Here is a 14,249-nt window from a genome sequence, read left to right as displayed (position 1 = left end):
AACCTTTCTTTTTACATAGTTATGTAGAGATGACCTCTACTCTAGGAGTTATCTTCGATAAATGCTGCGCTGTAAGGCGATCGAGTCTCACAGTCCACAATTGGAAATATACATTTCGCGTCGAATTGCTGACCATTCACTAATGCCGATCCGATCGCTTTTGGGAATGGGCTGTCCGGTTCGTTGAGGATGGCGACTGTAAAAAATTGTATCTGCAAGTAAATCGTAGGTTTGCTCGTAGGTTTCGCCGTTAATTGTCGTGAATTCCCATCCTGTCTCTTCTGGGGCTGGCCTAAAACAGACTTCTTGTACCGACTTAACTCGTGGATCGATCGCTTCGCGCAATCTCCGCCATTGATTGCTATATTCGCGATCGCCCGCTTGGAGTTTGCGATTGTTTAACTGAGGATTAACCCTGTAGAATAAGAAATCGGTCAATCGATCGACAGCTTGTTCTCGCGATTCGGCTTTGGCGAGATTGGGGCTGCTGAGCACAAGGGCGATCGCCACAGCACCAACCATTGAAAATCTTGAGACAGACTTAATTGATAACGACTCGATTAGCATAGTAATTTGGTATTAATTCCTACTTCCAACCCAACCACCTTAACAAAGGCACAATTAAATAATGACTAACTCCCAAACAAAGCCCGATCGCACTTCCCAACAAACCAAAAAACACAATTGAGCCCCAAACTTGCAGCCAGCCGAAGGTAACGTTAGACAGTGACAAAATCCCAAAGAAACTCCCCGGAAAAATGTTCCACGCATTCAGCAACAGAAACATTCCCGTAGAGAAAACAGCCACTACCAAAGCGTGAACTAATTGATGACTCCGCAAACCCATTCCCACAGTCATAGAGGCGATCGCAAAAGCTCCCAAAATAACCCCCTGCACACCACTAGAAGCTGTGGCTTCCATCCAGCACAAACCCGCCAACAAATAACCCTGAGCTCCCATCAATCCAGACAGCCAATACTGTTTTTGCTGGCGAAAACTCCCCGCATCCGTCAAACCGATCGCAGTTCCGAACCCCGCAAATCCAAACAGCAACACTTCCGGCCCGACAGCGAAAGTCATGTTAGGAATTAATTGCTGCAAACCTTCATTTAGAAAACTGGCAATTTCCGGGCCAATAGGCGAAGCATAACCCAAAACCAAACCGCCGATCGCCCCCGCACATCCACCAACGGCACCCAGCACCATTTCCCAGCCGGTATCCAGAGAAGCTACCACGATTTGGGCGATCGCGCCGAACAGCACAACCGTCAAATTTGCCGTTTTTTGCGCCCCCGCCACCACGACTTGCCGACAGAATTCTACAATAGCTTGACCCATTGGGGCGAGCGCGATTTTGCCCTTACTCCTAGAATAAATCTCCTGCAAACGCGCCCGAACATCGCCAGCAGTCGCCGGACGCTGCTGCACATTCGATCGCACCATATCGTCCAACAAATTCGCAAAAGCCGGACTCACAGATACAATGTGGCGCCACCGCAACTCACCCGTCATCGGATCTTCAATTTCCGCCGGATACTTCCCCGTCAGCAAATGAATGCAAGTCCGCCCCAGCGCATAAAAATCCGTCGCCGGCACCACACCGCCTCCCACAATTTGTTCCGGGGGACTGTACCCAGGCGAAATCAACCGCGTCGAACTCCGAGAATCTTTCCCCACGGATTCGACACCGCCCATTTGTTTAACTCCCCCAAAGTCGATCGTCACCAATTGCAGTCCACCCAAACCCTTGCTTAGCAAAACTTGGGGCGATTCCGGGTCTCGCAGCATCAAATTTGAGGGTTTAATGTCGCGGTGAATAATCTGACACCTGTGCAACTCCTCTAAAATTTCCACAGCTTGACTCAGCCAACTAAACACCCATTCCTGCGGACATCCTTGAGGGTGCTCGTCGAGAACCTCTTCTAAAGTTTTGCCGTGAATCTTTTCCATTACCAAACAAGGCAGCCGCTTCGCCGCAGGATTTCCCTCCCCGCCTGCAAAATTTTGGGTTTGAACGTGAAAATAACCGTCAGGCTCGACTCTAGGGACGCCAGGGTGCCGCAAAAGTGCCAAAACCCAAGCTTCTTGCTCGAACAGTTTCAGCGCTTTGGCGGAAGTTTCGAGCAACACTTTCAGGACGCGCTCGGTTTCAGTTTCTGTGTCCCAAACTGTGAAAATCGCTGCAAAACCCCCGGAACCGAGGCTTTGTAGAGGCACGTAGCGATTTTTTAGCCGCAGGGGAGCCCCGCAACTATGACAAAAATTGTTGCCCCAAGTCTGAGGGTAGGGCCTTGGGCAATCTGGATTGATGCAGTGAACGGCTTTTGAAGGGGGGTGAGGCACAACCAGAGTAAAAATGGGGCTAAATATCCATACTAGACTTACGCGCAGCTAACGCAGAAACCCGGTTTTCAGCGAGGTTAAATGGCTGTAAGACGGATTTGGTTTGAGAGTACAAGTCCTGTCCATATTATGTGCTATGCTGTCGATTTTTGAGTTGGCGGTCTGGAAGTCACGGGATTTTAGATTTTCGATTTTAGATTGTGGATTTTAGATTGTGGATTTTGGGAGAGTTGGCGCGATCGCAGCAGCAACCTCAGAAACCGGGTTTCTTGGTATATTTCTCGTTTAGCACCAATTTTTCGTAGAAACCCGGTTTCTCGCCCACCCACGGGATTTTGGATTTTGGATTTTGGATTTTGGATTTTTGATTGTGCCAGAGTTGGCGCGATCGGGCTTTACAACCTCAGAAACCCGGTTTCTTGCTATATTTCTCGTTAATACACCCAAATTTTTCCCATCAACCCGGTTTCTTGGCCCCCCACGGGATTTTCAATTAAAGAATTGCATACTCGATTGCAGTTGAGCTCGATCTCCTACCCTAAAATTAAGTATTTATAACTAACTTTTCCTCCCCCCAACCTAAAATTTACAATCTCAAATTTAATCGATCTCCACCATAAAATTAAGTATTTATGACTAATCTTTCCTGTTTCCTCAATCTAAAATCCAAAATCTAAAATCCAAAATCTCTTCGATCCCCAGCCTTTCCTCCTGCATCCTTCGTCGCTGGTATTTCATAAGATATGTTACAAATATTTGCCTAATGTAAAGCAAAATAAATAATACTTATGATGATTAAAAGAATATTAAAATTTGAGAGTGACACTTTGTTGATATATTTTTAACAGCCTGCGATCGGGCAAAAAAATTAAGCGAATACTAGGAAGCGAGATATGGCTTACGCGCAAACCCAAACTCAATCAAAGGCTGGGTATAAAGCCGGAGTTCAAGACTATAAACTAACGTATTACACGCCGGACTACACGCCGAAAGATACAGATATTTTGGCTGCCTTCCGCGTCACACCGCAGCCGGGAGTTCCCCCAGAAGAAGCAGGCGCTGCTGTGGCTGCTGAATCTTCGACTGGTACTTGGACGACAGTTTGGACAGACCTCCTGACCGACCTCGACCGCTACAAAGGTCGCTGCTACGACATCGAACCAGTTCCCGGTGAAGACAACCAATACATCTGCTTCATTGCTTATCCTTTGGATTTGTTTGAAGAAGGTTCCGTCACCAACTTGCTGACCTCTTTGGTCGGTAACGTGTTCGGTTTCAAAGCTCTGCGCGCTCTGCGTTTGGAAGACTTGCGGATTCCCATCGCTTACCTGAAAACCTTCCAAGGCCCTCCTCACGGTATTACCGTTGAGCGGGACAAATTGAACAAGTACGGCCGTCCTTTGCTGGGTTGTACAATTAAGCCTAAATTGGGTCTGTCTGCTAAGAACTACGGCCGTGCCGTTTACGAAGTTCTGCGCGGCGGTTTGGACTTCACCAAAGACGACGAAAACATCAACTCGCAACCGTTCATGCGCTGGCGCGATCGTTTCTTGTTCGTTCAAGAAGCTATTGAAAAAGCCCAAGCAGAAACCGGCGAAGTCAAGGGTCACTACCTCAACGTAACCGCCCCCACCTGCGAAGAAATGATGGAGCGGGCTGAGTTCGCTAAGGAAATCAAAACCCCCATCATCATGCACGACTACCTGACCGGTGGTTTCACTGCAAACACCACCTTGGCTAAATGGTGCCGCCGCAATGGTATCTTGCTGCACATTCACCGCGCTATGCACGCCGTGATTGACCGTCAGAAAAACCACGGTATCCACTTCCGCGTGCTTGCCAAGTGCTTGCGGATGTCCGGCGGCGACCACCTGCACTCCGGTACAGTTGTGGGCAAACTCGAAGGCGAAAAAGGCATCACGATGGGCTTCGTAGACTTGATGCGCGAAGACCACATCGAAGAAGACCGCAGCCGCGGTATTTACTTCACCCAAGATTGGGCCTCCATGCCCGGTGTCATGCCGGTTGCTTCTGGTGGTATCCACATCTGGCACATGCCGGCTTTGGTGGAAATCTTCGGCGACGACTCCTGCTTACAGTTCGGCGGCGGCACCTTGGGTCACCCTTGGGGTAACGCACCTGGTGCAACTGCTAACCGCGTTGCTTTGGAAGCTTGCGTCCAAGCTCGTAACGAAGGTCGCAACTTGATGCGCGAAGGCGGCGACGTAATTCGCGAAGCTTGCAAATGGTCTCCTGAACTGGCTGTTGCTTGCGAACTCTGGAAAGAAATCAAGTTTGAGTTCGAGGCAATGGATACCCTTTAAGGATTTTTGGTTTGAGATTTTAGGTTTTAGGTCGCAAACTTGCTGGGAAGTCTTTATCTTTGAAGAAGATTTACAAGTAAGTTTGCATCCAAAATCTAAAATCCAAAATCTAAAATTTGAGGGAGCTGGGGTCAAAATGGATCTCAAACAAGTTGCGAAAGACACCGCTAAGGTGCTGGCAAGTTACCTAACCTATCAATCCGTGCGGATGGTGGTCGCTCAGTTGAGCGAAACCAATCCTCCTCTGGCAATCTGGTTGAATGACTTTTCCACTAAGGGCAAAATCCAAGATGGAGAAGCTTATATTCAAGAGTTGCTTTTGGAAAATCAAGATTTAGGCTTTCGGATCATGACTGTGCGAGAGTATCTGGCTCACGATGTGACGGAATTTTTGCCAGAAATGGTTTGTACTGGCATTCAACAGGCGAATATGGAACACAGACGCCAGCATTTAGAGCGAACTACGCAACTTAATTGGTCTGTTTCTAGCAGTAATCCTGAAACATCAATAGATTCTGAACCGAATCTGGATAATTTGTCGAGTTAATCGATCGACAAGTGCGATCGAACACACACCTTAGAGATACAAAAAATGAAGACTTTACCTAAAGAGCGTCGTTACGAAACTCTGTCCTATTTGCCCCCGCTGACAGACGCCCAAATTGCCAAGCAACTCCAGTACATCCTGGATCAAGGCTACATTCCCGGCGTAGAATTCAACGAAACCTCTGCCGCTGAAATGCGCTACTGGACTTTGTGGAAGTTGCCTTTGTTTGGTGCTCGCAGCGTCCAAGAAATCATGGCTGAAGTTCAAGCTTGCCGTCAAGAAAATCCTAGCTGCTACATCCGCGTCATGGGTTTTGACAACGTGAAGCAGTGCCAAGTGCTCAGCTTCATCGTCCACAAGCCTAACACCAGAGGCTACTAAAAAGTATTGGCTGGCTAATCTAACTTTTAGGTTAACAGTCATTGCAGATTGGAGGCGGAGAATTTTCTCTGCCTCTTTTTTTATAGCTTACAAATAGCTTTTAACACTTGCAGCAACAAAATTGAAGAGTCGGACTCCATCAGGTTTAGCAAAGGCATTAGCTGATAGGTTGGGTTATTGCCCCCCTGAATATTGACGAACTGATAGTGCATTCCGTTTGTTGTCAAGCCCCAGATTGTGTCTTGATACTTTAAATTTTGATAAGCATAGGTTAGCAATTGGGATAAACCCATCAATGCGTTGATTCCAGAATTTTTACTTTCAATCACCAAAACCCAAAAATATGTATCGCTTCTGATAGGTTTTATCCTGTTGACAGCCAAGATATCAAACCGTCCTTTAATGATATTATCTTCATCTTCAATGCTAATTTCGGCGATGTCTTGTTCTAAACTAATTTTAATCGGGCGGCGGTAGAAGCCAGCCAATCGCATTAAGGGAAAGGTAGTCAGAGCTTTTACCAGTCCTTCAGAAACTCTATCAGTTGAAATGTAGTCATCGAAATCATCCCTAATTTGTATAATTTCCTGCTGTTCGTGTTCTGTGATATCTTCAAGGGATAACAGAGAGGTAAATGAGTTAGTGTACTGTTTTTGAAAGCCGAACAGACGGTGGACTTCGGATAAAGTTAGGTTTTTGGCATTAATAATTGTCGTCATATTTTAATAGTTATTTAATTTTTAGTTATAATTATAACATAGACATTGCGGTAGTCCACTTGCACCATTCTTAGGAACAGGCAAGATGCCTGTTCCACAACATATCAAGTTTCTTGTGGGGTATGCCGGAGAGCCGGCCCATATTCTTAGGAACAGGCAAGATGCCTGTTCCACGACATATTAAATTTTTTGTGGGGCGGGCATCTTGCCCGCCCATGAAAGTGACAAATGGGATAACTGCGAACCTAATTTATCCTTTCCATCACAATTCCATCAACTATTTCATAACCCCAATTATAGTTGCGATTTGCCAACTGCTCGGCCATATCGCATTCGCCTAAATAGCAGAGTTCAACTAACTTTTGATATCCTTCATCTCTTTCTCGCTGCAATCTTGACCGCCGCAGTTGTTCTCTCTCTTCCTCAGAAGGATTTGGTCGCTCTTCTCCCAGCGGATTAATATCGCTAATTCGTTTCATATCCGCCTCCTAAAAAGGGATTGATTCGACTATTTCACCGTCAACTATTTCGTAGCCCCAGTCTGGATTTGCAGCGATTTGTTTTTCAACTATACTTCGACCGAGAGGAGTTTGATAAGCTTTTTGCAAAGAGGAAACACTGGGAATTTCGGCGGGAGTTGGCAGCTCTTTTAGTTCGTTTTTTGGCGGTTCAGCAATTGTTTCAGATGTGGATTGATTTAATGCCGATTGAGGCGCGATCGCCCCTAACTTCCGCATTACACTATCCTTGGTGATTTGCGGTTTTTCGTTGAAGGAAGACGGCAGATATGGTGTGTCAACGCCTTGCTGTTTTGCTTTGAGTGCATCATCGGCAAGGCGATCGCACTTTCGCAAAAATCCCTCCCACAAATCTTTGCCCAAAACCGGGTTTCTCAAGTCAGCACGGGCTTTAGATACTGCTGCTTCCAGCGGTTCGCCTTTGTGCACGTAATACTGAATTCGCTCCTCTTCAAAGGCAGGATAAGGCACTTCCGGCTCGATTTCCCAATCCCGCTTGACTTTCTGACTTTCTCCTAAAGGGATTCCGGCGATAAATTCCTCCCAAAAAGTCGAGGTTAAGCCTTTTGTCATGCTGTCAATAATTTTAAATGCCCATCCAGAAGGATTGCCAAATCCTAAATTACGCTCTTGAGCATATGCTTCTAAAGCTCGCTGAAAGTTGTGCAATTCTTCTTGGGAGTTCCAAGGGCCGCTAAATCGGTAATGAGGCGTGACAGCAACGGCTATTTGTTGGCGGGGTTGCCCGAAATATTTGTCGCTTTTAACTACATGATTTGGGGGTGATGTTTCGGGGAATATTTCTACAGGGCGATTGTTGCTTTCGCGGCTTGTCTGTGGTATAATTACCGCAGGATTCGATGTCCAAAAGTTATTGAGTTTTTCCTCAAAAGCGTCAATGTCCGCCCAGAGTTCTAGGGTGTCGGTGTTGGGATTTTGTAGTTTTTCTTTGAGGAGCGATCGCACTTTGAGTTGCTGTCTCGCTAATTCCTGTTCTTCCTGATTTAAACCGGTGGCTTTTTCTATTTCAGTGCTGTTAGTTTTCACCCATTCGCCGAAGTAGGAATGTTGTGATTGCCATTGCAATAATTGGCACAGAAAAATACTGGCTGTGACCCCGCCGGTGATTTTGGCGAATTTGGGATAGTAGATGGCGGGATTTCCTAGATTTCCTAAAAATATTCCTATTTTCATTTTTTATATTCCTAATTCCCTTGAATAGTAGGGTGATGTTCAGCGCACCTTACCTCGACTAAACTAGCATGGAGAAACTTAAGATTTTCTTTAAGCTTCTGTCTATTCCTGACTGAATGGAGTTTCTAGAGGAAAGACGGGGATCGCTTATTCGATCGCCTGATTGACAGGAGTGAGTTAAACGTAATAATAAATTATTTACTGTACAGATCCTCCCAAAATGAATCCAGAACGCCAAGAGGCTTATTTGAACTTAATCGAGCGAGTGCTTACCTGTCCCAACGGCCAAGAACCAGAAGTTTTGAGTTCCTGTTCCGATTTAATTGATGCGGGATTTGTGCAAATGCTAATCCAGATATCGGCTTCAATGGCCCGCGAAGGTGACGAAGATACTGCTAATTTTTTAGTGCAACTTGCTCGTTTGCTGGGGAAATCTTTGGGTTTGTCGCCGGATTTTGTGCCGACTGGGTACAGTAGTGCAAAGGGGTAGAGAAAAAGTGCGTTAGCGAAGCCCTCGAAGAGGATCGCCTCGTTGTATCATGTTTTGAGAAAAGAGGGCGATTCCCTACCCTTCGGGATAGCTTCGCCTCACCTAATTTTTAAATGCCTCGATGGCTTTACAGTTTATATTCGAGAGGTTCACAAAAATCATTCACCCCAGTTTTAAATACATAAATAATCACCGAAGTCACCAAAATATCAGGGCAAATTTTTGCGGCAACTAAATCTCTAAATGCTGCATTCAATTGTCCGTTTGTCAACTCTTCTTTAACCTCTGATTTGCAGATAGCAACGCGGCATCTTTTGGCCAATCCGTCTAACCAATTTTCCGAGATATTCGGTTCTTGTCCGGCTTGAATTGCTAGAGATATCGCTGCATCTTCGATGTTACCTTCGCAATCTTCGATGGCGTCTAGGGCTTTTAGGGCTTCGGGATATTCTGCTAATTGCGAGCGGAATTGGGCAATTTGTTGTGAGGTAATAATCACCATATTATTTTCCTGTGTTTTCTGCTTGCGGGATAAGTTTAGCAATTAAAGTTGCTATTATAGCATTTTTTGAGCGAGGGTGGAATTGGGCGATCGAACTTAATTACATTTTCCACTAATATTTTGCACTTCGCAATAGTCGGGCTGGGACTTAAACTCTCGTATTAAAGCTTAAGTCCGGGCTATGAGGAGTGATGTTAAAATTGACCAAATGCGGCGCTAAAATAAGTTTGCAGGACTCATATTTTTAGGGAGTTAAGAAAAATGACGACCGTTACTTTAAACTTAGATACTGTCGAACTAACAGACGAACAGTTTTACCGTTTATGCCAGATGAATCGAGATTGGCAATTTGAACGGACTGCTAAAGGAGAAATTATCATTATGTCACCCGTAGGCGGAGTCAGCGGCAATCGAGAAGCCGATTTAATTACAGATTTGGGCTTATGGAACCGTCAAACGCAGCTAGGGAGAGTGTTTAGTTCTTCCACAATTTTTCGCTTGCCTAATAATGGCGATCGATCTCCAGACGCGGCTTGGGTTAGCTTAGAAAGATGGTCTGCTTTAACAGAAGAACAACAAGAGAAATTTCCGCCAATCTGTCCTGATTTTGTCATAGAATTGCGCTCGCGCACAGACCCGCTGCTGCCGCTTCAGGAGAAAATGCAGGAGTATCTAAACAGCGGCTTGCGTTTGGGTTGGCTAATTAATCCTCAAGACGAACAAGTAGAAATTTATCGCCCTTCTCGCGAAGTAGAGATTGTACAATTTCCTGTAATTTTATCGGGAGAAGATGTCTTGCCCGGATTTGTGCTTAATTTGCCGATGATTTGATATTGCATCAAATTTTTCCTGTTTCCAACTGTATTTTCTTCGGACAAATATCATCATCGTACCAACCAGTCAAAGCCACCGCCAAAGCATCCGCCGCATCATCGGGTTTCGGAATATAACCCAACTCCAACTCCCGCGCCACGGCCTCTTGCACTTCGGATTTATCTGCATTACCGCGGCCGGTCAAAGCTTGCTTAATTTGAGCCGGCGTAAACTCGAACAGCGGCACTCCACACTGCGCCAATACTAGGGTCAAAACGCCCCGCGCTTGCGCTACAAGTATGGTATTTCCCATCTTGTAAAAGAACAGTTTTTCGGCAATTGCTATATCAGGTTTAATCTGTTCAATTACTTCGTGCAAATCGTCGTAAATTGTTTTCAAGCGCTGTCCCATTTCCTGTTTTGGCGTTGTTTGTATGACGCCGCAATCAATCATGGAAACGCTGTTTTTATCTTGTTGGCCGGGGACAATTTGACAGGAAATTGCCCCGTAGCCAAGATTTGCTAAGCCCGGATCTAATCCTAAAATTCGTTTTTCCATTGCCAGAATTAGTAATTGGGAATGGGAATTAGGTATGAAAATTTGGGAAGGTTTCATCACCACCAATTACCCATTTCCAATTACCAATTACCAATTACCCCTCAGTTGTTTCTAGGCCGAATACCCGATCAAACACTTTAGTCACTTTATACCCCGAATCTATTGATTCTAGCGGGTCTTTCCGCAACCGGTGCCGCAAACACAGAGTCATCACCCGGCGAATATCGTCCACAGTCACCTCTGTGCGGCATTCCAAAGCCGTGAAAGCTTTCGCAGCCCGATTCGTCACCAAATCGCCCCGCAGCCCATCTACGTCCAATTCCGCGCAAACTTGGGAGATTTTTACCCGCAACTCTCGATCGATAGTTACCGATTTCAATCTTTCTTGGGCTTCCACCAACCTCTGCTGCATTTCATCTTGTTCGCGCTGGTATTTCGCGAGAAACTCCGGCGGATTTTGGTCAAAACTCGATCGCTGTTCGACAATTTCCACTCTTAAATTCGGGTCTTTTACAGTCCGAATTTCTGCGTGCATCCCGAATCTGTCGAGCAACTGCGGCCGCAATTCTCCTTCTTCTGGATTCCCGGAACCGATTAAAATAAACTTAGCCGGGTGGCGGATCGAAATGCCTTCTCTTTCAACAGTATTCCAACCGCTGGCGGCGGAGTCGAGCAACACATCGACTAAATGATCGTCGAGCAAATTGACTTCATCCACGTACAGAATGCCGCGGTTAGCTTTAGCTAAAAGCCCCGGTTCAAAAGCTTTAACACCTTCCGACAAAGCTTTCTCGATGTCGATCGTACCGCAAACTCGGTCTTCGGTAGCGCCCAAAGGCAAATCTACCATTTGGACTTTTTTGCGGGCGATTTTAATGTCAGTTTGAGATAAAGTGCGATCGCGCACCTCATCGCTCATCAAATCAGGATCAGTGGGATGACTGTTAAAAGGATCGTCAGCCACCACCTCAATTTCCGGCAGCAAATCAGTGAGGGCGCGGATTGTGGTAGATTTACCAGTACCTCGATCGCCCATAATCATCACCCCGCCAATTTTGGGATCGATGACATTCAACAGCAGCGCCAGTTTCATCTCCTCCTGGCCAACAATTGCAGTGAAGGGAAAAACAGCGCGGCGGGCTGCGGTAGCGGTAACGGTTGGTAGAGCGCCCGCATTTAGGGTATTGCTGACTTCGGCAGTAGGACTCACAGGATAACTCAAAATATAATAATTGCTTGTTTATTGTAGGGGATAAGGGATTGTCTGGGGCGATCGCACTTGTAGGATGCGTGAGGGCGAGAAATCTTTGACTGGTGGCGTGTGACTGTTGACTTTCACGCACTTTGGTCTTTCCGCAGTGAAGTGCAACTAAGCTTTTCTGTATTTAAATTGCACCTTTGGGGCGGGCAGGATGCCCAACCCATACTCCCCACAGGAGTTTTAAGCAAAATCACCAGTAAATTAAATGCGGGTAGATTGCAAATTTTGGGCGATCGGCAACCCTAATGTAAACTTATGTAACGATTCACCGCGCTTCGCATAAAAACCTCAACTTCCCCCAGATAGATAATTAAGAGCGTTTTCAACCAACTATTTTTCAGGGGTAGTATGACTGAACTTAACATCGGGGCATTGACTGACGGCAAAACCTACACAGGTAGTGTTGACACTACAAATATTTTTGACCTTTACAAATTTAACATCAACAGTCCGGGAAGTTTCAAATTCACGATCGACGGTTTGAGCGGGAATGCCGACATATTTTTGTTAAACTCTAGTGGCGCACCACTTTACAGTTCCACCAACGCGGGAACCAGTGCAGAAACAATTAGTGTTGACAGCTTACTAGCCGGAGACTATTCAGTCAAAGTTTTGCAAATCAGTGGCGACATCAAATACACGCTGAATTTAGCACCAACTAGCACTCAAAAATCATCCGACGCAGACACCCTCACCGGTGCACAATCAGATTCTCCACTTCCCTCAAACAGCGCCGAAACTTCGGAAAAACCCACTGCAAACATAGATGTAATTACAGGAACTCCTGTTGAAGACAAGACTGTCACCGCAGAAACAACATCAACAACTACCGACAAACCAGTCACTACCGACTCCGAAACAACTCTCACATCTGAACCGGAAAAATCTGTAGCAACGACTGAATCTGCGGCAGAAACAACATCAACAACTACCGACAGACCAGTCACTACCGACTCCGAAACAACTCTCACATCTGAACCGGAACCACCTGTCGCAGCGACTGAAGCAGCCACAGAAATAACCTCAATAACTACCGACAAACCAGTCACTACCGACTCCGAAACAACTCTCACATCTGAACCGGAACCACCTGTCGCAGCGACTGAAGCAGCCACAGAAATAACCTCAATAACTACCGACAAACCAGTCACTACCGACTCCGAAACAACTCTCACATTTGAAGCGGAAAAACCTGTAGCCACGACTGAATCAGCTAGCGAAGAACTGCCAAATGAAGAGACTACATCAGCGGGGGAAATCGCACCAGACAAACCACCAACCGATTCGGCAATTTCAATCGCCGAAGAACCCAGCGAAACTGCTGCCACCAACAATCCAAATAGCACAGCCGCCGCCAAAACAGATGCAGTTGCAGGCGAAACAGTTGCCACTCAAGAATCAAAAACAGGCGAGACGGTAGTTACTATTTCCCCAGATGCCAGCAAGCCAGAAGACGAAACAAATACTGACACTAGCAACGGGGAAGAAACAGAGAAAGAGAATTCAACTACTACCGTAGCAACAACTGAAACCCAAAAAGAACCAGAAGCGACTACAGATAAAAAGTTAATTTCTCCCTTTACATCGGGGGTATTTACTACGGATCAAACAGGTCGCATCAGTATAGACTACACATTTGATGGTGGGAGGTTCCAAGGTGAGTTAGCTATTTTCAGCTTAGACGATTTAGACAAATTTGAACCCGGTTCGGAAGCATTCATTAAAGAAGTAGCTGCGCGTTCTTTAAGTAACTCGGTGAAAGGTCATGTAGTGATTAATGATGCTACAGAAGGTGCACGGTTTTCCGGTTTCTTAGGAGAGAGTAATGCCAACGAAGGAGTCTACCTAGGAGTCAAGAGTTTTGCCGTAACTGCTGGGGGTAAATATGGGGTGATGTTAGTACCCAACGGTAGTGTAAAGTCTGTGTATGATAATCCGACTGTTGGCGGCGCTCAACGTCCTTTATTTTCTATGGCAATGGCGAATCCTGTGGAGGGATTTCACTTTGGTCAAATTGCCGATGTCACGGGAGAAGGCAATACCTTTGTCATGGAGGATATGCGGTTAGATTCGGGGAGTGATAGGGATTACAACGATATCATTTTCCAAGTGCGGGGTGCGACAGCAAAAGCTGCTTTGCTTGATACTGTGATTAACCAGGATAAAGAGTGGCGAAAAACTGATTTGGGCAAGGCACTTATTGCTTATGCGAAACCTTACATTACCCCGGAAGCAAAACCAAATGTAGATGCTGAATTATCAGATTTACTGGATGATTTAGAAAAGGAAATTCTGAATCCATCAACTTCAGATCAAGAGACTCCCACCACTCCAGCGCCTACCGCTACTACCGACGAAGATACTACTGATTCGACTCAGGTTGAAACAACGGATCAGGTAGATACAAAGCCTACTACTCCATCGGTGACGACTGAGGAAGAAGTCAAAGATATTGCGAATAATTCTGGTGATTCGACTCAAGTTGAAACTACCGACAAAGTAGATACAAAGCCTACTAATCCAGCAGTGACGACTGAGGAAGAAGTCAAAGATATTGCGAATAATTCTGGTGATTCGACTCAAGTTGAAACTACCGA

Annotated in this window: 16 protein-coding genes; 8 read left to right on the top strand and 8 right to left on the bottom strand. The window is 45.8% G+C overall.

The window, feature by feature from the left end; all coding sequences use genetic code 11:
• Nucleotides 1-87: 87 nt before the first annotated feature.
• Nucleotides 88-567, bottom strand: coding sequence for a hypothetical protein (locus QUB24_RS16315; RefSeq protein WP_333154209.1), 480 nt, complete (start codon nt 565-567; stop codon nt 88-90).
• Between the two features lie 19 nt (nt 568-586).
• On the bottom strand, nt 587-2,344 hold the full coding sequence (locus QUB24_RS16310; RefSeq protein WP_333154208.1) for a serine/threonine-protein kinase: 1,758 nt from the start codon (nt 2,342-2,344) through the stop codon (nt 587-589).
• Between the two features lie 198 nt (nt 2,345-2,542).
• Between QUB24_RS16310 and QUB24_RS16305 the strand changes: the two genes are divergently transcribed.
• The 4 genes from QUB24_RS16305 (at nt 2,543) to QUB24_RS16290 (ending at nt 5,596) form a co-directional block, all read left to right on the top strand.
• Nucleotides 2,543-2,782, top strand: a complete 240-nt coding sequence (locus QUB24_RS16305) for a hypothetical protein (protein ID WP_333154207.1) — start codon at nt 2,543-2,545, stop codon at nt 2,780-2,782.
• Nucleotides 2,783-3,237: 455 nt separating this feature from the next.
• The gene (locus QUB24_RS16300) at nt 3,238-4,668 is read left to right on the top strand and encodes a form I ribulose bisphosphate carboxylase large subunit (protein ID WP_333045238.1); all 1,431 of its coding nucleotides are present in this window, start codon (nt 3,238-3,240) and stop codon (nt 4,666-4,668) included.
• A 136-nt stretch (nt 4,669-4,804) separates the two neighbouring features.
• Nucleotides 4,805-5,215 carry a RuBisCO chaperone RbcX gene (gene rcbX, locus QUB24_RS16295; RefSeq protein WP_333054738.1) on the top strand — a complete coding sequence of 137 codons (411 nt, stop codon included), beginning with the start codon at nt 4,805-4,807 and terminating at the stop codon, nt 5,213-5,215.
• A gap of 45 nt (nt 5,216-5,260) precedes the next feature.
• Complete coding sequence (locus tag QUB24_RS16290; protein WP_190745620.1) at nt 5,261-5,596, top strand: ribulose bisphosphate carboxylase small subunit; 336 nt, start codon at nt 5,261-5,263, stop codon at nt 5,594-5,596.
• Between the two features lie 80 nt (nt 5,597-5,676).
• On the opposite strand, the gene QUB24_RS16285 is transcribed toward QUB24_RS16290, so the two are convergent.
• The 3 genes from QUB24_RS16285 to QUB24_RS16275 all read right to left on the bottom strand — a co-directional run bounded on the left by QUB24_RS16285 (nt 5,677) and on the right by QUB24_RS16275 (nt 8,027).
• Nucleotides 5,677-6,315: a restriction endonuclease subunit R gene (locus tag QUB24_RS16285; protein ID WP_333154205.1), complete on the bottom strand. Its 639-nt coding sequence runs from the start codon at nt 6,313-6,315 to the stop codon at nt 5,677-5,679.
• 245 nt (nt 6,316-6,560) lie between these two features.
• The gene (locus tag QUB24_RS16280; RefSeq protein WP_333154204.1) at nt 6,561-6,794 is read right to left on the bottom strand and encodes a hypothetical protein; all 234 of its coding nucleotides are present in this window, start codon (nt 6,792-6,794) and stop codon (nt 6,561-6,563) included.
• A gap of 9 nt (nt 6,795-6,803) precedes the next feature.
• Nucleotides 6,804-8,027, bottom strand: coding sequence for a hypothetical protein (locus QUB24_RS16275; protein ID WP_333154202.1), 1,224 nt, complete (start codon nt 8,025-8,027; stop codon nt 6,804-6,806).
• Between the two features lie 220 nt (nt 8,028-8,247).
• Between QUB24_RS16275 and QUB24_RS16270 the strand changes: the two genes are divergently transcribed.
• Nucleotides 8,248-8,517 carry a hypothetical protein gene (locus QUB24_RS16270; protein WP_333154201.1) on the top strand — a complete coding sequence of 90 codons (270 nt, stop codon included), beginning with the start codon at nt 8,248-8,250 and terminating at the stop codon, nt 8,515-8,517.
• Nucleotides 8,518-8,644: 127 nt separating this feature from the next.
• On the opposite strand, the gene QUB24_RS16265 is transcribed toward QUB24_RS16270, so the two are convergent.
• Nucleotides 8,645-9,019: a hypothetical protein gene (locus QUB24_RS16265; RefSeq protein ID WP_015179219.1), complete on the bottom strand. Its 375-nt coding sequence runs from the start codon at nt 9,017-9,019 to the stop codon at nt 8,645-8,647.
• A gap of 261 nt (nt 9,020-9,280) precedes the next feature.
• Here QUB24_RS16265 and QUB24_RS16260 point away from each other — a divergent pair, with 261 nt between their 5' ends.
• Nucleotides 9,281-9,850, top strand: a complete 570-nt coding sequence (locus QUB24_RS16260) for a Uma2 family endonuclease (RefSeq protein WP_333154200.1) — start codon at nt 9,281-9,283, stop codon at nt 9,848-9,850.
• Nucleotides 9,851-9,857: 7 nt separating this feature from the next.
• Here the strand turns inward: QUB24_RS16260 and ruvC are convergent, their stop codons facing one another.
• Together ruvC and bchI are read right to left on the bottom strand one after the other, a co-directional pair.
• Complete coding sequence (gene ruvC, locus QUB24_RS16255) at nt 9,858-10,391, bottom strand: crossover junction endodeoxyribonuclease RuvC (protein WP_333154278.1); 534 nt, start codon at nt 10,389-10,391, stop codon at nt 9,858-9,860.
• Nucleotides 10,392-10,485: 94 nt separating this feature from the next.
• Nucleotides 10,486-11,601 carry a magnesium chelatase ATPase subunit I gene (gene bchI, locus QUB24_RS16250; protein ID WP_333154199.1) on the bottom strand — a complete coding sequence of 372 codons (1,116 nt, stop codon included), beginning with the start codon at nt 11,599-11,601 and terminating at the stop codon, nt 10,486-10,488.
• Nucleotides 11,602-11,712: 111 nt separating this feature from the next.
• Between bchI and QUB24_RS16245 the strand changes: the two genes are divergently transcribed.
• Nucleotides 11,713-11,898 carry a hypothetical protein gene (locus tag QUB24_RS16245; RefSeq protein ID WP_333154197.1) on the top strand — a complete coding sequence of 62 codons (186 nt, stop codon included), beginning with the start codon at nt 11,713-11,715 and terminating at the stop codon, nt 11,896-11,898.
• Between the two features lie 102 nt (nt 11,899-12,000).
• Nucleotides 12,001-14,249 (top strand): DUF4114 domain-containing protein (locus QUB24_RS16240; RefSeq protein ID WP_333154196.1); only part of this gene is annotated, 2,249 nt, incomplete at its 3' end.

The sequence above is a fragment of the Microcoleus sp. B9-D4 genome (assembly GCF_036705105.1).
Lineage (GTDB): Bacteria > Cyanobacteriota > Cyanobacteriia > Cyanobacteriales > Microcoleaceae > Microcoleus.
The sequence above is the reverse complement of the archived record's forward strand: the minus strand, read 5'-3'. Positions and strand labels throughout refer to the sequence as shown.